The 15,734-nt window shown below is 70.0% G+C and carries 16 protein-coding genes; 10 read left to right on the top strand and 6 right to left on the bottom strand.

The window, feature by feature from the left end; all coding sequences use genetic code 11:
- The first annotated feature begins 4 nt into the window (after window positions 1–4).
- The gene (locus DMC61_RS05815) at window positions 5–1,084 is read left to right on the top strand and encodes an ATP-dependent DNA ligase (protein WP_199749907.1); all 1,080 of its coding nucleotides are present in this window, start codon (window positions 5–7) and stop codon (window positions 1,082–1,084) included.
- Window positions 1,081–2,088, top strand: a complete 1,008-nt coding sequence (ligD, locus tag DMC61_RS05810) for a non-homologous end-joining DNA ligase (protein ID WP_125687448.1) — start codon at window positions 1,081–1,083, stop codon at window positions 2,086–2,088. Before DMC61_RS05815 ends, ligD begins: the two co-directional genes overlap by 4 nt.
- 56 nt (window positions 2,089–2,144) lie before the next feature.
- Here the strand turns inward: ligD and DMC61_RS05805 are convergent, their stop codons facing one another.
- Window positions 2,145–2,411: a hypothetical protein gene (locus tag DMC61_RS05805; protein WP_016335600.1), complete on the bottom strand. Its 267-nt coding sequence runs from the start codon at window positions 2,409–2,411 to the stop codon at window positions 2,145–2,147.
- A 101-nt stretch (window positions 2,412–2,512) separates the two neighbouring features.
- Window positions 2,513–3,529, bottom strand: a complete 1,017-nt coding sequence (locus tag DMC61_RS05800) for a GTP-binding protein (RefSeq protein ID WP_125687446.1) — start codon at window positions 3,527–3,529, stop codon at window positions 2,513–2,515.
- A 375-nt stretch (window positions 3,530–3,904) separates the two neighbouring features.
- On the opposite strand from DMC61_RS05800, the gene DMC61_RS05795 reads away from it, so the two are divergent.
- From DMC61_RS05795 to DMC61_RS05775, 5 genes are all read left to right on the top strand, one after another.
- The gene (locus tag DMC61_RS05795; protein WP_199749906.1) at window positions 3,905–5,113 is read left to right on the top strand and encodes a nitric oxide synthase oxygenase; all 1,209 of its coding nucleotides are present in this window, start codon (window positions 3,905–3,907) and stop codon (window positions 5,111–5,113) included.
- An 88-nt stretch (window positions 5,114–5,201) separates the two neighbouring features.
- Window positions 5,202–5,708 carry a flavodoxin domain-containing protein gene (locus DMC61_RS05790; RefSeq protein WP_199749905.1) on the top strand — a complete coding sequence of 169 codons (507 nt, stop codon included), beginning with the start codon at window positions 5,202–5,204 and terminating at the stop codon, window positions 5,706–5,708.
- A 39-nt stretch (window positions 5,709–5,747) separates the two neighbouring features.
- Window positions 5,748–6,020: a DUF1905 domain-containing protein gene (locus DMC61_RS05785; RefSeq protein WP_016335596.1), complete on the top strand. Its 273-nt coding sequence runs from the start codon at window positions 5,748–5,750 to the stop codon at window positions 6,018–6,020.
- A gap of 1 nt (window position 6,021) precedes the next feature.
- Window positions 6,022–6,489: a hypothetical protein gene (locus DMC61_RS05780; protein ID WP_016335595.1), complete on the top strand. Its 468-nt coding sequence runs from the start codon at window positions 6,022–6,024 to the stop codon at window positions 6,487–6,489.
- A gap of 89 nt (window positions 6,490–6,578) precedes the next feature.
- On the top strand, window positions 6,579–7,988 hold the full coding sequence (locus tag DMC61_RS05775; protein WP_125687441.1) for a DHA2 family efflux MFS transporter permease subunit: 1,410 nt from the start codon (window positions 6,579–6,581) through the stop codon (window positions 7,986–7,988).
- Between the two features lie 67 nt (window positions 7,989–8,055).
- Here DMC61_RS05775 and DMC61_RS05770 read toward each other — a convergent pair whose 3' ends face one another.
- On the bottom strand, window positions 8,056–9,552 hold the full coding sequence (locus DMC61_RS05770) for an exo-alpha-sialidase (protein WP_125687439.1): 1,497 nt from the start codon (window positions 9,550–9,552) through the stop codon (window positions 8,056–8,058).
- Window positions 9,553–9,725: 173 nt separating this feature from the next.
- On the opposite strand from DMC61_RS05770, the gene DMC61_RS05765 reads away from it, so the two are divergent.
- Window positions 9,726–10,322 (top strand): hypothetical protein, encoded by a 597-nt coding sequence (locus DMC61_RS05765; RefSeq protein WP_125687437.1) that lies wholly within the window; start codon window positions 9,726–9,728, stop codon window positions 10,320–10,322.
- An 18-nt stretch (window positions 10,323–10,340) separates the two neighbouring features.
- Here the strand turns inward: DMC61_RS05765 and DMC61_RS05760 are convergent, their stop codons facing one another.
- The gene (locus DMC61_RS05760; protein WP_125687435.1) at window positions 10,341–11,039 is read right to left on the bottom strand and encodes a Crp/Fnr family transcriptional regulator; all 699 of its coding nucleotides are present in this window, start codon (window positions 11,037–11,039) and stop codon (window positions 10,341–10,343) included.
- Between the two features lie 37 nt (window positions 11,040–11,076).
- On the bottom strand, window positions 11,077–12,501 hold the full coding sequence (locus DMC61_RS05755) for a PLP-dependent aminotransferase family protein (protein ID WP_125687433.1): 1,425 nt from the start codon (window positions 12,499–12,501) through the stop codon (window positions 11,077–11,079).
- Here DMC61_RS05755 and DMC61_RS05750 point away from each other — a divergent pair.
- A complete protein-coding gene (locus tag DMC61_RS05750; RefSeq protein WP_063276858.1) occupies window positions 12,500–13,396 on the top strand; it encodes a DMT family transporter in 897 nt (298 codons plus the stop codon). The genes DMC61_RS05755 and DMC61_RS05750 overlap by 2 nt on opposite strands.
- A 156-nt stretch (window positions 13,397–13,552) precedes the next feature.
- Window positions 13,553–14,728, top strand: a complete 1,176-nt coding sequence (locus DMC61_RS05745; protein WP_125687431.1) for an MFS transporter — start codon at window positions 13,553–13,555, stop codon at window positions 14,726–14,728.
- Here the strand turns inward: DMC61_RS05745 and DMC61_RS05740 are convergent.
- Window positions 14,706–15,695, bottom strand: a complete 990-nt coding sequence (locus DMC61_RS05740) for a YeiH family protein (RefSeq protein ID WP_125687429.1) — start codon at window positions 15,693–15,695, stop codon at window positions 14,706–14,708. The two genes, DMC61_RS05745 and DMC61_RS05740, sit on opposite strands and share 23 nt — an antisense overlap.
- Window positions 15,696–15,734 lie beyond the last annotated feature (39 nt).

Genomic DNA, 15,734 nt, shown 5'->3' with positions numbered 1-15,734 from the left:
CCTCGTGGAATTGCCCGTGATGCCGCCCGTCAAGCCGATGCTGGCCAAGGCCGTGCACGAACTGCCGCGCACGCCGGGGCTGCTGTACGAGCCGAAGTGGGACGGCTTCCGCTGCGTGGTCTTCCGCGACGGCGACGAGGTCGTGCTGGGCTCGCGCAACGACCGGCCGTTGACGAGGTATTTCCCCGAGCTGGTCGAGCTGCTCAAGGACGCGCTGCCCGAGCGCTGCGTCGTCGACGGCGAGATCGTGCTGGTCACCGAGGGCGGGCTCGACTTCGAGGCACTCCAGCTGCGCCTGCATCCCGCGGCGTCTCGCGTGAAGAAGCTGGCGGAGGAGACGCCGTCCAGTTTCGTGGTGTTCGACCTGCTCGCCCTGGAAGACCGGGATCTCACGCCGGAACCGTTCGGGGAGCGGCGCAAACTGCTCGAAAGCGTGGTCGACACGAAGTTCGCCCGGGTACACCTCACCCCGCTGTCCGAGGATCCCGACGTCGCACAGGACTGGTTCACCCGCTTCGAGGGCGCGGGTTTCGACGGCGTGATGGCCAAACCCGCCGACGCGCCGTACGAGCAGGACAAGCGGGTGATGTGGAAGGTCAAGCACCAGCGCACCGCGGACTGCGTCGTCGCCGGTTTCCGGTGGCACAAGGACGGGGCCGGGGTCGGGTCGCTGCTGCTGGGCCTCTACGACGACGAAGGCGTCCTGAACCATGTGGGCGTGGCCAGCAGTTTCACCGCCGCGAGGCGCCGTGAGCTGGTGGACGAGCTCGCGCCGCTGCGGGAGAACGCGCTGGAAAACCATCCCTGGCGCGAGTGGGCCGCGGCCCACGAGGAGGCGGGCGGCCGGATGCCGGGCGCGGGCAGCCGGTGGGCGCCGAAGAAGGACCTGAGCTGGGAGCCGGTCCGCATCGAATGGGTCGCCGAGGTCCGCTACGAACACGTCGAGGGCACCCGGTTCCGACACGGCGGGAGGCTCGTGCGCTTCCGTCCCGACCGCGAACCGGCCTCGTGCACGTACGCGCAGCTCGAAGAGGTCCCGCCCGCCGAACTGGCCACCTTGTTCACCGAGCTGGGGGAAGCATGAAAGCGGAGCCGGTCACGCTGGATCTCGACGGCGTCGAGTTCACGGTGTCCAATCCGGGCAAGGTCTACTTCCCGGAGCGCGGTGAGACCAAATTGGACCTCGTCGAGTACTACCGCGCGGTCTCGGTCCCGCTGCTGGCCCAGCTCGGCGACCGGCCCTTGCTGCTGGAGCGCTATCCCGACGGCGCCGGTGGGAAGTCCTGGTTCCAGAAGCGGGTCCCGAAGAATGCGCCCGGCTGGCTGACCACGACGGTGGTGTCCACTCCGAACGGGACCACATCGGACGCACTGGTGGCGAAGGACCTCGCGCACGTCATCTGGGCGGTGAACCAGGGCTGCCTCGGTTTCCACGTCTGGCCGAACCGGGCCGACGCGCCGGACATCAGCGACCAGCTGCGCATCGACCTCGACCCGTCGCCGGGGATCGGGTTCCCCGAATTGCGGCATGGCGCCGTCCTCACGAAGGCGTTGCTGGAGGAGCTGGGCATCACGGCGCAGCTGAAGACCTCGGGCTCGCGCGGCCTGCATCTGTACGTGCCGCTGGAGCCGAAGTGGGACGGCTACGAGGTCCGCGCGGCCGCCGTCGCGCTCGCCCGCGAACTCGAACGCCGCCACCCGGACGAGATGACGGCGCAGTGGTGGAAGGAAGAACGCGGTTCCCGCGTGTTCGTCGACTTCAACCAGAACGCGCCGCACAAGACGGTGTTCGGCGCGTGGTGCGTGCGGCCGCGGGTCGGCGGGCAGGTGTCGACGCCGATCGGCTGGGACGAACTGGAGACCGTCGAGCCGGACAAGCTCACCCTATCCACTGTGCCCGCTCGGCTCGCCGAACGCGGAGACCCTTGGGCGGCAACGGAACCACAGTCGATCGAGCCGCTGCTGGAGATGTCCCGGAAGGACATGGCGAACGGGCTCATGGACGCGCCCTGGCCGCCCGTCTACCCGAAGATGCCGAACGAGCCGCCCCGGGTGGCGCCGAGCAGGGCGAAGAAAGAAAGCATTTAGTCCTCTGAATGCGGTCCTTGCGCGCGCAACTACCGCATTCAGAGGACTAAATGCGGTCAGAGCGGCAGGTCGAAGGCGAGTTGTGTGTTCACGGCGGGTTCGGCCTTGCGGCTGGACCGGTGGCCGGGCAGGGTCGCGGCGCAGCGCGGGCACGGGGCGACCTCGGTGGTGGTGAGATCCACCGGCGTCCAGAGCCGGGATTCCTTGTCCCCGCAGGCGGAACGCCGGTACCGGAGGTCTTCGGAGCGGGTCATCAGATGCGCGGCGGGGGAGTCCTCCGGCAGCGCGCCGACCAGGTACCAGCGTCCGGCGGTGTTCGTCATGGAACTGTCCTCCCGATACAGGTGGTCCAGCTCGAGATTCCTTCCGGAAAACAGTGTCAAGCAGACGCGCCGCGATTCCCGGTATTTCGGCCTTCGGCGTGTCAGTCCTGAATGAACCGCAGTACGCGCAGCATGCCTCGTTCGTCGACGACCTCGGGATCGTCCGCGACACAGGCCTCGAGGCGCGTGGTGACGGCCTCGGTGTCGATGCCCGAACCGATCAGCACCAGTTCGCTCCGGCGCGGCCGGCCTGAAGGCCACGCCGACCGCTCCAGCTGGATGAACGAGCCCACCGTGTGCAGGCCGAACCGGGACCGCGCGCCGTTCGGGCCGAAGTCGAGGAAACCCTTGATCCGGTAGAGCCCGCCCGGCCGTTGTTCGAGGAAGTCCATCAGCCGTCGCGGGTCCAGCGGACGCTCGGTGGTGAAGGCGACGCTGTCGTACGCGGTGTGGAAGTGGTGGTCGTGGTCGTGCTCCTCCTCGCGGAGGTCGTCGAACGACATCTGGCCCACTCGTTCGCGCGGCCGGGCGTCGAAGAACAGGGTGGGGTCGATCCGGCCGTGGGAGGTCGCGATCACCGGCGTGCCGGGTGCGATCTCGTCGATCGTGCCGCGCAGTTTGGCCAGGGTCTCCTCGTCGGCCCGGTCGGTCTTGTTGAGCACGACCAGGTCCGCGAACCCGAGATGCTCGTCCAGTTCCGGGTGCCGCTTCCTGGTCGACTCGAACTCGGCGGCGTCGACGAGTTCGACCAGGCCGCCGTAGGCGATGACGGGGTCCTCGCTGGCGATCATCAGACGGATGAGGTCACGCGGTTCGGCGAGCCCGCTGGCTTCGATCACGATGACGTCGATCCCGGCCTCGGCCTCGGAAAGCTTCGCGAGCATGGCGTCGAGGCCGCTCGCGTCGACGGCGCAGCACAGGCAGCCGTTGCCGAACGACATCATGGTGTCGACCTGGCCGGAGACGGCCATCGCGTCGACCGCGATGCTGCCGAAGTCGTTGACCACGACCCCGATCCGCGCGCCCTGCCGGTTGGCCAGCAGATGGTTGAGCAGGGTGGTCTTGCCGGAGCCGAGGAAGCCCGCGACCAGGATGACCGGAATCCGCCTGTCGACCACGATTTTCCTTTCCGTCGGACCTTCCCGCACTCTAGCGACGGCGGAAGCGGGCCAATACACCGGTACGGGGAAAGAGCAGAAGGGCTGGTGGGTGAATACGCTCGAAAGAGTGATTAATGACGATCATAAAGTGATCTTGGCTGCCTGTGATCATTTCGTTCGAAGAAATTCGGTGAATATCCCGCGAAGTCGTACTCAATTCCAAATATTGTCGTCGGCAAGCTTTCTGCCTGGCGAAATGTCATCGCGGTCGAAGCTTCTGCCATTTGGTGGATCGTGGCCGTCTTTCTGTGGGGTATCGTCTTTCGTCTGGTCCGGACCCGGCCAGCTCGCCGATCAGGCATGAGCCTCCGGGCATTTCCGAGTGCAGGAGGAATGGTGATCGTTCCCGCCGCCGGTGCCGGCGTCGAATTCGGAGAGTGGGAGGCCGAGGTGGCGACGGCGTCCATGCGAGTGACGGATATCCCTCGCTTGCCTCCGGAGGTGCGGCCGCGGGAACGGAGCGTGGACGTGGCGGAGGCCGAGGACTTCCTCCGGCTCTTCCACACCGAAACGGACGGCGGGCAGGCGCGACTGCGCGCACGGCTCGACCGGGTCCGCGCCGAGATCGGCGCGACCGGCACCTACCGGCACACGACCGCCGAGCTCGAATTCGGCGCGCGCGTGGCCTGGCGGAACTCCGCGCGGTGCATCGGCAGGCTGTACTGGCAGGGGTTGAAGGTGCGAGACCGCCGCGACGTCGACGGCGCCGCCGCCATCGCCGACGAGTGCGTCACCCATTTGCGGGAGGCGACCAGGGGCGGCCGGATCCGCTCGACCATCACCGTGTTCGCGCCGGACGGCCCGGCGGGGCCCGGCCCGAAGATCCACAACGATCAGCTCGTCCGGTACGCGGGCTACCGGCTCGGTGACGGCTCGGTGCTGGGCGATCCGCGCCACGCCGACTTCACCGAGACCGTCCGGGAGCACGGCTGGCGACCGCCGGAACGGAAGGGGTCCTTCGACGTCCTCCCGCTCCTCATCGAGACCGAGCCGGGGGAGCGGCGCCTGTTCCGGCTGCCCCAGGACGCCGTGCTGGAGGTGCCGTTGTCGCATCCCGACCACCGGTGGTTCGCCGGGCTCGGCCTGCGCTGGCACGCGGTACCGGCGATCAGCAACATGCGGCTGGTCATCGGCGGGATCACCTATCCGGCGGCGCCGTTCAACGGCTGGTACCTCGCCACCGAGGTCGGCGCGCGCAACCTCGCCGACGCCGACCGCTACGACCTGCTGCCGGTGATCGCCGACCTGATGGGCCTGTCGACGGAGTCGGAGCGCACCCTGTGGCGCGATCGCGCGCTGGTGGAACTGACGCTGGCCGTCCAGCACTCCTTCGACGCGGCGGGCGTGACCGTCGCCGACCACCACACCGAATCGCGGCGGTTTCTCACGCATATCGCCAAGGAGGAACGCGCGGGACGCCGTTGCCAGGCCGAGTGGAGCTGGATCGTCCCCCCGCTCTCCGGTGGGCAGACCGCCGTGTTCCACCGTTACTACGACGAACCCGACCCGGCCGTGCGGCCGGCGTTCCTGCCTCCCGGGTAGCGCTCCGACGGGTGAAGAGGTGAGCCGAATGCGGCGTGTCGATGGGCTGAACGGTGGCACGGGTTGCGGCCGCGCGGACAATGGTGACATGACCGCAGTGCTCGTCGTCCACGCCGGCAGATCCGGTGGGACAAAGGAGATCGCCGAGGTGATCGCCGCCGAGCTGCGGGACGGCGGGCTGACGGCCGATCTGCTGGACGCGGCCGAAGTCGAGGACGTCGAGCCGTACGGCGCGGTGATCGTGGGCAGCGCGCTGTATCACCGGCGCTGGCGACCGGAGGCGGTCCGCCTGCTCACCGAGCACGAAGAGGCGCTTCGGAACCGCCCCGTCTGGCTGTTCCACAGCGGCCCCTGCGGGCCGCTCGCCGCGGGCAAACGGGTGAGCCTGCCCGCCGGGGTCGCCCTGCTGGCCGCGAGGATCGACGCCGAACGCACGGCCACCTTCGGCGGAAAGCTCACCCCGGACACCGCGAGCGGCCTGTTCTGGAAGATCATGGCCGCGGGCCCGTGGGCGGGCGATTTCCGGGACTGGCCGTCGATCCGGGCCTGGGCCCGCGATGTCGGCCGCCGCGTGCGCATCCGGGTCACCCTCTGAGTGTCTGGTTTCGTCGGTCCGCTGTCGTAGGGTGGATCCATGGACAAGAAACAGTTCACCGCGAAGCTGCTCAAGAGTCCGGAGAAGGGCGGCTGGACGTACGTGATCATGCCCGGCTCCGCCGAATTCTTCGGCACCAGGGGACTGGTGAAGGTGCGCGGGACGATCGACGGGCACCCGTTCCGGAGTTCGTTCATGGCGCTGGGGGACGGCACCCACAAGCTGCCGGTGAAGGCCGACGTGCGCAAGGCGATCGGCAAAGAGGAGGGTGACACCGTCGACATCGTGCTGCTCGAAAGGCTCGAGGGCTGAGTTGGCCACCGCATGGAAGCCGTCCCCGGTCATCAAGATCTACGAGGCGCTCGGCGCGGTGGCCGACGGGCGGGTCGAGATCGACGGTGACACGGCACGCGTGACGTCGTCGGACAAGGCCAAGACCTACGACGTCCGCCACGATCCGGCCGCGGGATCGATCACGGCCAACGACAACGGGTCCTACTGGCAGGGATACCTCGGGTACCCGGGCATCGCTTATCTGATGGAGCGCGGCGTGCTGGCCTACGACGACGGCCTCACCGCCGGGCTGGCCGGTGTGCCGTGGAAGGAACTCGCCACCCGGTACCGCAACGACTGGGCGAAGGTGGAGAAGCACGTTCGCGAAGACCTGTCCGAGAAGGGGGTGGATCTGGACCGGTTCGACGCCGGGCTCGCGGAGATCTCGAGCCGGCTGGAGGAATTGGCGCTCACCAAGCTTTCCCCGCGGCTGCGGCCGCCGAAGTGATCGAGGTGTTCTTCACTTGACCTTGAGTTAAGTCGAGGTCTTAGCGTGAGCCGGGTCAAGATCCCCGGGCACGTGAGGAGAACATCCCGATGGCTGTTTCGCTGGAACGGCGGGCGAACACCGTCCCGCCACCGGACAAGGTTCCGGCCGAGGCCTGGCGGATGGCCTGGGTGATCGTGCTCGGCGCGTTCATGACCATGCTGGACACCACGGTCCTCGCGGTCGGAGCCGAGACGCTCACCCGCGAACTCGGCGCCGGAATCGCTTCCGTGCAATGGGTTTTCACCGCGTACCTGGTCGCGCTGGCGGTCGCGTTGCCGTTGTGCGGCTGGCTCAGCCGCCGCTTCGGCGCGGGCCGGGTCTGGCTGGTGTCGCTGGCGGCGTTCACCGTGGCCTCGGTGCTGTGCGCGCTGGCCGGGAACGTCGGCTGGCTGATCGGGCTGCGGGTGTTGCAAGGCCTCGCCGCCGGTCTGCTGCTGCCCGCCGGGCAAACGGTGCTCGGCCAGGCGGTCGGTCCCGCCCGGCTCGGCCGGGTCATGGGGACGCTGGGCATCGTGATGAGCGTCGGCCCGACGTTCGGCCCGGTTCTCGGCGGGGTCCTGCTGCGCGGCCTCTCCTGGGAATGGCTGTTCCTGATCAACATCCCGGTCGGCGTGGTCGCGCTGGTCCTCGGGCTGCGCTTGGTGCCTCGCGGGGAGAAGGGCGCGGCGACCCGGCCGGACTGGCTCGGCTTCGTCCTGGTGAGCGCCGGAATCCCGGCGTTGCTGTACGGGCTCACCACCTGGGGTGAGGGTGGCGAGGAGCTCGGCGCGGGAGTGCTGGTGCCGCTCGTCGCCGGGGTCGTGCTGCTGGCGCTGTTCGTCCGGCGGTCGTGGGGCCGGGAGAACCCGGTCATGGACCTGACGTTGTTCTCCAGCCGCGTCTACACCGCGGCGGTCGCGCTGTCCTTCTTCGCCGCGCCCGCGTTGTTCGGCGCGCTTTTCCTGCTGCCGCTGTACTTCCAGGTGCTGGGCGGGAGCGGGGTCGTCGAGACGGGGCTGCTGCTGATGGGGCTCGGGCTCGGTTCGGCGATCGCGTTGCCGATCTCCGGCAAGCTCACCGACCGCTACGGCGCGGGTCTGGTGGCCGCCTGGGGGAGTGTCGCGACGCTCGCCACCACCGTCCCCTTCGCCATCGGCGGTTTCCCGCCCGACGGTGCGGTCGTGCAGATCCTGTTGCTGGCCAGGGGAATCGCCGTGGCGTTCCTGCTGATGCCCGCGACCACGGCCGGATACGCGGCCGTCACCAAGGACCAGTTGCCCGACGCCGCCGCGCAGATCAACATCGTCAGCCGGGTCGGCGGTGCCGCCGGGACCGCTCTGTTCGCCGTCGTACTGGCGAATTTGTTGCCCGCGGGCGCGGAGGCGGCCTTCCGCGCGACCTTCTGCTGGCTCACCGCCGCGGCCGCGGTCGCCGCCGTGCTGGGCGCGAGGCTTTGGTGGGTGACGCGCCGCGCGTGAGTTCGGTCCGTGAAGGCCTCCTTGAGGGACCCAGAGTCCCTCAAGGAGGCCTTCACGGACGCCCGGCTCAGCCGCAATGTTCGGACGGGCTGTCGTACTTGATCCCGCCCGCGGAACCGCCCCACTTCACGCATTTGCCCGCCGCGGCCGCCCGCACCGGACCGGCGAACCACGAGAACGAGCCCGAGTCGGTGATCCGGGCCGACCCCGACACCTCGAGGTAGGCCGACGTCGCGGTCGCGGTGCCCGCCGCCTCGCTCTTCATCGTGCTGACACAGTTCTGTCCGTTGGAAGCGTTGTAGGACAGGTAAACCGTGCCCGCCGTCCCGAGGGGCGCCGAGTCGATCACGCCGTAGCCGCCGCCGCACACCGGGGCGCCGAGGGTCGTCTCGGTGACGGTCGAGAAGCGGATGGTCTCGTTGGCGTTGCCCGCCGGGCCCGCCTCGTACAGCACGCCGACCGAGCCCGACGAAAGCTGGACCATGTCGGAGTACGCGGCATCACCGCTCCACACCAGGGTTCCGGCGGAGTTGCCCTGCCAGTTCGCGCCCTCGTCGAACGACGACCGCACGACGAGTTCCTTGCGGCGGTCGCAGACCGACGGCGCGGCGAACAGGATCCGGTTGTACTTGCCCGCCTTGTCGGTCGCGGTCATCCGCGCGGTCGACGCCTGCACCACCGGCGTGATCAAGTCCTCCTCGAAGGTGAACTTGGTGGAGAAGCTCGCACCACCATCGGAACTGATGGCGTAGGCACGGTTCTTCGCGCCGCCGCTCAAGCACTTGTCGTCGTTGTTGGCCTGGTTGCGCGCCGCGGCGTAGACCCGCCCGTCGAGCAGTTCGGTGACGCTGATCTCCTGCGGGTTGAGCCCGGCCGTCGTCGCCGGGGTGTCGGTGGCGCCGCGTTTCCAGGTGACACCCTGGTCGTCGCTGTAGATGAGCGCGCCGCTGTTCTTGCCGTCGACGGTGTAGCTCATCCCGGCGACGATCCGGCCGGCGTGCGCGCCGCGCGTCAGCACGATGCCGTGCGAAGGACCGGTCGCGAGCCAGCCCGGCGCGGTGGCGAACCCGAGCTGCGTGGTGAGTACCTTCGGCGCGGTCCACGTCTTGCCGTGGTCGTCGCTGATCGAGACGCGTGGAATCCGGTTGCAGTCGGGGTTCTTGACGCATTCCATCACCGAGAGCAGCACGATCCGTCCGGTGGAGGGGATCACGATCGGCGTCGGGTTTCCTTTGGTGTCACCGAAACCTTCGATGACGATCTTCGGTGCGCTCCAGGTCTTCCCGTTGTCGGCGGAGCGTTTCACGACGAGATCGATGTCGCCGCGGTCGTTGCAGAAGCTGGCGCCGCCGTTGCGGCCTTCGGCGAAGGCGAGCAGCTCGCCGTTGTTCGCCTTGACGATGGCGGGGATTCTGAAGCAGTCGTAACCTTCTGTTTTCTGTTTGTACACCACCGTGTTCCCGACGGCGGCGGTCGCGGCGAATGAGGTGGCCGGGAAGGCGCCGACCGCCGCGATGGCGACGAGGGCCGCGAACAGGCCCTGTGCGACGCGAGAGATCTTCACGGGATTGCTCCGTCCTGGATGGTTTCCGGGTGACGGGGTATCAGCGTCCTTTTCGGTCGTACAAGGCGCGTACAACCGATCTCGCGTTCTGTGTCAGGTGACGCAGAACGACGGTGCTTTTCCTGCCAAGCTCGATCCCGCCGACACGGGGCGAGATCGAGAGGGGGAGGGCGATGAAGGTGTTCGATCCGGAGGGGCGCGAATGGGCGGTCGATCGCCGGTTCGCCCCGTGGCGCCGGTGGGTCCAGCCGTTCGCTGGGCTCGCCGGCGGCTACCGGCACTACAAGCTCACCCCGGACTGGGGGCTCTACCTCGACGACGAACCCAAGGCTCGAGACGAGGCCGAAGACAACGGACCTCTGGACAAGGTGGCGACGGGCGCTTTCGGGCTGCTGGTCTTCTTGGAAGCACTCGTGCACGTCCCGATGTACTTGCTGCTGGGGCTCTTCTTGATGCCGTTCCTGGTGCTGGAATTGCTGTGCCAGGGTGTCGCGGGGCTCGTCGCCATGGGCGTGCGCCGGTTCCGGAGGGCGCCGGTTCGCGTCGACGTCCTCGCCTGGCACAAGAAGCAGAGCGGTCTGGCTTCGCTGACGATTCTCAGGGTCCATGACGACCTGGCGGGGCCGCTGATCATCGAACTGGGCGCCCTGGTGCGCGACCGCGTGATGTTCGACCCCGGCGACCCGGCCGTGCACGAAACGCTCACCCGGTTCGGGGCGCGGGTGGAACGCCATCGGACCCTGCTTCGCTGGAGAGCCGTGCGCCGATGAGGGCGCTGCCGCGGTGGCTCAGCGGTCGTCGGGGGCCAGCTGCCTGAGGTCGGTCAGGCTCCGGACGACCAGCCGCTGGCGGCCGGTGCTGAGCAGCCCGTCGGCGCGCAGGGCCCGCAGGGTCCGCGCGACGGCTTCCCGTGACGCGGATGCGAGTCCAGCGAGGTCGCGCTGGTTGATCCGCAGGGCGATCAGGGTGCCGCCGGCGACGGGCACGCCGTAGCGCTCGGCGAGGTCGACGAGGATGGCGGCGATACGTTCGGCGGCGGTGCTGTCCCCGAATTCGGTGCGGCGCGAGTTGGCGTAGCGCAGGCGTGAGGTGATGATCCGGAGCAGGACCACGGAGATGCCGGGATGTTCGCGGAGCACGGAGTTGAACGCCCGCGAAGACAGCCACAGCCCGGTAACCGGCTCGACGGCGATCGCCGTCGCCGAGCGCAGGCTGCCGTCCATCGACGCCATCTCGCCGATGATGTCGCCCGGATCGCGCACGGCCAGCACGGCGTCGTAGCCGCCGGTGGACACCGACGTGATCTTGACCCGCCCGGTCATCAGGATCAGCACCCAGTCCGAGCGGTCACCCTCGCGGATGATCACCGTTCCCGCCGGGTACCGGCGCAGTTCGGCCTCGGCCCGCAGCGCCTTGCGCTGGCCGTCGTCGAGCAGCTCCCAGAGCCTGCCGGGTGAATCGTGCGGCTCCGCCGCGGGCTGAGTCATGCGTTCTCGTCGCCTCCGTGCGCGATCGTACGAGACGTCAGCCGGGGATCTCCTGGTACGCCTGGGAAAGGCGTTGGACCCCTTCGCGCAGCTGCGCGCCTGTCGCGGCGCTGACGTAGCTCAGGCGAAGATAGGGGCCCGGCGCCTCGGCCGCGAAGTACATCCTGCCGGGGGTGACCGCTACTCCCGCACGGAAAGCGGCACTGGTCAGCGCTACTTCGTCGACGAAGCCGGGGAGCGGCTGCCACAGGTGGTAGCCCCCGGTCGGGACCGGGACGGCCCGCCAGGACGGCAGGAACTCCCGCAGCGCCGAGACGGCCACGTCGCGGCGTTCCCGCAACGAGGCCGCGAGAGTGCGCAGGTGCCGGGCCCAGGCCGGAGAGCTCACCAGTTCGAGCGCGGTTTCCTGCAACGGCCGCGGCACGAAGAAGCTCTCGACGGCGTGGAGGCCGCGCAACCGTTCCAGCGCCGGGCCGCGGGCGGCCAGCGCGCTGATCCGCAGGCTCGGCGACGCCGGTTTCGTCAGCGAGCGGATGTGCACCACGACCCCGTCGGGATCGTCGGCCACCAGCGGCGGCGGGGGAGCCGGGCTGCCGGGGTGCGCCATCAGGCGGGCGAAGTCGTCCTCGATCACGAAAGCGCCCGCGTCACGGGCGATCCGCAGCACCTCGGCGCGGCGTTCGGCGCACAGCACCGCGCCGGTCGGGTTCTGGAACGCGGGCTGGCAGACGAACAACCGGGCCCCGGTGTCGCGGAAGGCGTCCGCGAGCAGTCCGGGCCGGACGCCGTCGCGGTCGATCGGCACCGGGACCGGCCGCAGCCCCGACGCCCGCGCGATGGCCAGCATCCCCGGGTACGTCGGGGATTCCACCAGCACCGGCGCGCCGGGGGCGCCGAGCGCGCGCAACGCCGTGGTGAGCGCGCTCTGCCCGCCCGAGGTGACCAGCACGTTCTCGACGTTCACCGGGCTGCCGATGTCGCGGGCGAACCAGGCGCGCAGCTCGGGCAGGCCGCAGATCGGCGGCCGCGTCCACGCGCCGGGACGGCGGCCGGCGCGGGCCGACGCCGCCGCGAGTTCGCGTTCCGGCTGGAGGCTCGGATGCGTGTACCCGCCGTTGAGGTCGATGACGCCCGACGGCGGATCGCTCAGCGCGGTGAGCACGCCGCTCGCGTCGATCGCGCGGGTGCCGGACTGCGAGCTCAGCGCCACCTCCTGCCACGACACGTCGCCGGACACCGCCGCTTCACGAGGCGGCGGCGCGCGGAACACGCCGGCACCGGGGCGGGTGATCACCAGTCCTTCGGCGGCCAGCGCGGCGATGGCGCGCGACACCGTCACCGGGCTCACCTTCAGCTCCCGGACCAGCTCCCGGCTGGACGGGAGCTTTCCATCGACCGGATAGCGCTCCAAAGTGGACCGCAGCTGTATGACCAGGCTGGTGACGCTGCTACCATCGGACATGAGACTGGATGATAGCGCTATCGCGGACCGGGCAGTAGCGGTCCGCTCCGGGACCGCGCTGGCGGCGCTGGGTGTCCTCGCCTTCTCGTTCACGTTCCCCGCCACCGTGTGGGCGCTCAAGGGCTTCGACCCGTGGACCGCCACCGGGCTGCGCAGCGTCCTGGCCGCGCTGGTCGCCGGCACCTGTCTCCGGGTCTTCCGGGTCCCGCTGCCGAGGCGCGACCAATGGCGGGGCCTGGCCGTGGTCTCCCTCGGCTGTGTCCTCGCCTTCCCGATCCTGACCACGCTCGCGCTCAAGACGTCGTCGACGGCGCATTCCGCGGTGGTGATCGGGCTGTTGCCGCTGGCCACCGCCGTCATCTCCTCGAAGCTGACCGGGAACCGGCCGTCCCGCCGGTTCTGGCTCGCCGCCGCGGTCGGCGCGAGCGCGGTCGTGGTGTTCACCGTGGCGCAGAGCGGCGGCGGACTGTCCACAGCGGACCTCTTCCTGTTCGGCGCGCTCGTGCTGTGCGCGTTCGGGTACGCCGAGGGCGGCAGGCTGGCCAGGGAGATGGCGGGCTGGCACGTGATCGCCTGGGCGCTGGTGATGGCGCTGCCGGTCACCGGCGCGTTCGCCGTCTTCGGGCTCGCGACCGAGCCGCTGCACGTCACCGGCGAAGGGATCGTCGGCCTGTTGTACGTCGCCCTGATCTCGCAGTTCGGCGGGTTTTTCGCCTGGTACCGGGGAATGGCCGAGATCGGCGTCGCGCGGGCGAGCCAGTTGCAGCTCGCCCAGCCGCTGCTGACGCTGGTCTGGGCGGTCCTGCTGCTCGGCGAGCACCTCCCGGCCGCCGCTCCGGTGACCGCGCTGATCGTCGTCGCCTGCATCGTCGTGACCCAGCGGTCCCGCACCTAGACCCCGTGGGCTGAAGGGGCCCATCGCCGCATGCGACGCGGTGAAGGACGCTTTCGTCGCATGTGACGCCGGGAAAGTCCCCTTCAGCTCCCGTACCTAGATCAACGTCGCGAATCCGCCAGACCGCGGTGCCCGCGCGGTGATGGGCTGGAGCACATGACCGCTTCGACCCTCGACACCTCCGCGCGGACCCCGCTGAAGGGATGGCTCGCCGTCCTCGCGGTGACGCTCGGGATCTTCTCCCTCGTCACCACGGAGATCCTGCCGATCGGCCTCCTGACCCCGATCGGCGAGGACTTCCGGATCACGCCGGGGACGGCGGGCCTGACCATGACCCTGCCGGGCTTCCTCGCCGCGCTCGCGGCCCCGGCGGTCACCGTCGCCGCCGGACGGCTCGACCGCAAGATCCTGCTGTGCGCGCTGATGGTGGTGCTGGCCCTGTCCGACGTCCTCGCGGCGACGGCGCACGCGTACTGGGCCGTGCTCGTCTCGCGCGTCCTGGTCGGGCTGGTGATCGGCGCCTTCTGGGCGATCGGGTCCGGCCTCGCCGCCCGGCTCGTCGGCCCGGAACGCGCGGGCACGGCGACCGCGGTGATCTTCTCCGCCGTGCCGCTCGGCTCCGTGCTGGGCGTGCCCGCGGGCACCTTCCTCGGCGAACTTTTCGGCTGGCGGGCGGCTTTCGCCGTGATGGCGGTCTTCACGGCCGGTGTCCTCGCCGCGCTGGCGTGGGCCTTGCCCCCACTGCCGTCGGCGGGCGCGACCCGGCTCGGCGTCCTGCGCGAGATGACCCGGCAGCGGGCGACCCGGCTCGGGCTGGCCGTCACGGTGCTGGTCGTGCTCGCCCACTTCGGGACCTACACCTACGTCACGCCGCTCCTGCGCCAGGTGACGCAGGTGAGCCCGGAGCTGATCACCGTCTTCCTGTTCGTCTACGGCACCGCCGGGATCGCCGGCAACTTCGTGGCCGGTGCGGCGATCGCGCGCGACCTCCGGCTGACCTTCCTCACCGCGGCGGGCCTGATCGGCGTGGTGACCTGCGCGTTGCCGTTCCTCGGCGACACGGAACCGGGCGCGCTCGCGCTGCTGGTGATCTGGGGTTTCGCCTACGGTGCCGTCCCGGTCTGCTCGGGAACGTGGTTCGCGAGGGCGGCTCCGCAGGCGCCCGAGGCGGCGTCGGTGCTGTTCACCTCGTCGTTCCAGGCGACCCTTTCGGCGGGCGCGCTGCTCGGCGGGCTGGTAGTCGACGCGGTGTCCGTCCCGGCCGTGATGGTCACCGGCGGCGTGGTCGCGCTGCTCGCGGTCGCGGTCCTCAGCCGAGCACGGTCAGCGTGACCAGCGCGGTGGTCCCGACCAGCAGGGTGGAGAGCAGCCCGAGCACCAGGGCACGGCCGCCGGTGCGGACGAGCGTGCCGATCCGGACCGCGCAGCCCAGCCCGAACAGCGCTCCGGCCAGCAGCAGGGTGCAGGCGACCTTGGCGACGTCGAGTGCGACGCCCGGCACGATCCCGGTGCTGCGCAGCGCGGCCATCGCCAGGAAACCGAGGACGAACAGCGGCACGAGCGGCGGCCGCTTGCCGTCGACGGGACGCTTCCGCTCGTGCACGCCGACCGCGGCCACCATCGGCGCGAGCAGGACCACCCGGCTGAGCTTGATCACGATCGCGACGGCGATGGCGGCGCTGCCCGCGGGAGTGGCCGCGGCGACGACCTGCGCGACCTCGTGCACGCTGAGCCCGGCCCATTCGCCGACGCGGGCCGCGTCGAGCCGCAGCCAGCCGCCGATCAACGGGACCGCGGCGATGGCGAGCCCGCCGTAGAAGGTGACCAGCGCGACCGCGGTCGCGACGTCGGAGTCCTCGCGTTTCACCACGCCTTCCATGGCGGCGATGGCGGACGCGCCGCAGATCGAGAACCCGGTCGCGACCAGCATCGCCAGGCCACGCGGCACGCCGAGGAGCCTGCCGAGGCCGATCGTGCCGAGGAACGTGATGCCGACCGTGAGCACGACGGCGAGCAGGGTCCCGGGGCCGAGTGCGAGGACCGCGGGGAGCGAGAGCTGGAGACCGAGCAGCACGACACCGGCGCGAAGCAGCTTCTTGGTGATCCCGGAGATGGCCTTCCGGGTCTCCTCCGACACCGACGACAGCGAGCCGGTGAGGATGCCGAGCACGACGGCGATGGTGAGCGCGCTGACGACCGGGAAAGCGGTGCCGACCAGGTAGGCGGCGGCCACCCCGGCGCCGGTGACGGCCAGGGCGGTGAGGTAGGGCTTCGTCGGTCTCGCGTGCGTGGTGCTCATGGTTCGAGCTTCGCCCGGCCGGGATGGCCTCGGTAGCCG

Source organism: Amycolatopsis sp. WAC 04169 (genome assembly GCF_003947535.1).
Lineage (GTDB): Bacteria > Actinomycetota > Actinomycetes > Mycobacteriales > Pseudonocardiaceae > Amycolatopsis > Amycolatopsis keratiniphila.
The sequence above is the reverse complement of the archived record's forward strand: the minus strand, read 5'-3'. Positions and strand labels throughout refer to the sequence as shown.

Bases quoted from the DNA above. Each gene is read 5' to 3' on its own strand.
- ligD (WP_125687448.1), top strand. From the start codon at position 1,081: ATGAAAGCGGAGCCGGTCACGCTGGATCTCGACGGCGTCGAGTTCACG.
- DMC61_RS05805 (WP_016335600.1), bottom strand. From the start codon at position 2,411: ATGACGAACACCGCCGGACGCTGGTACCTGGTCGGCGCGCTGCCGGAG.
- DMC61_RS05795 (WP_199749906.1), top strand. From the start codon at position 3,905: ATGGTGATCGTTCCCGCCGCCGGTGCCGGCGTCGAATTCGGAGAGTGG.
- DMC61_RS05790 (WP_199749905.1), top strand. From the start codon at position 5,202: ATGACCGCAGTGCTCGTCGTCCACGCCGGCAGATCCGGTGGGACAAAG.
- DMC61_RS05785 (WP_016335596.1), top strand. From the start codon at position 5,748: ATGGACAAGAAACAGTTCACCGCGAAGCTGCTCAAGAGTCCGGAGAAG.
- DMC61_RS05775 (WP_125687441.1), top strand. From the start codon at position 6,579: ATGGCTGTTTCGCTGGAACGGCGGGCGAACACCGTCCCGCCACCGGAC.
- DMC61_RS05765 (WP_125687437.1), top strand. From the start codon at position 9,726: ATGAAGGTGTTCGATCCGGAGGGGCGCGAATGGGCGGTCGATCGCCGG.
- DMC61_RS05760 (WP_125687435.1), bottom strand. From the start codon at position 11,039: ATGACTCAGCCCGCGGCGGAGCCGCACGATTCACCCGGCAGGCTCTGG.
- DMC61_RS05750 (WP_063276858.1), top strand. From the start codon at position 12,500: ATGAGACTGGATGATAGCGCTATCGCGGACCGGGCAGTAGCGGTCCGC.
- DMC61_RS05755 (WP_125687433.1), bottom strand. From the start codon at position 12,501: ATGTCCGATGGTAGCAGCGTCACCAGCCTGGTCATACAGCTGCGGTCC.
- DMC61_RS05745 (WP_125687431.1), top strand. From the start codon at position 13,553: ATGACCGCTTCGACCCTCGACACCTCCGCGCGGACCCCGCTGAAGGGA.
- DMC61_RS05740 (WP_125687429.1), bottom strand. From the start codon at position 15,695: ATGAGCACCACGCACGCGAGACCGACGAAGCCCTACCTCACCGCCCTG.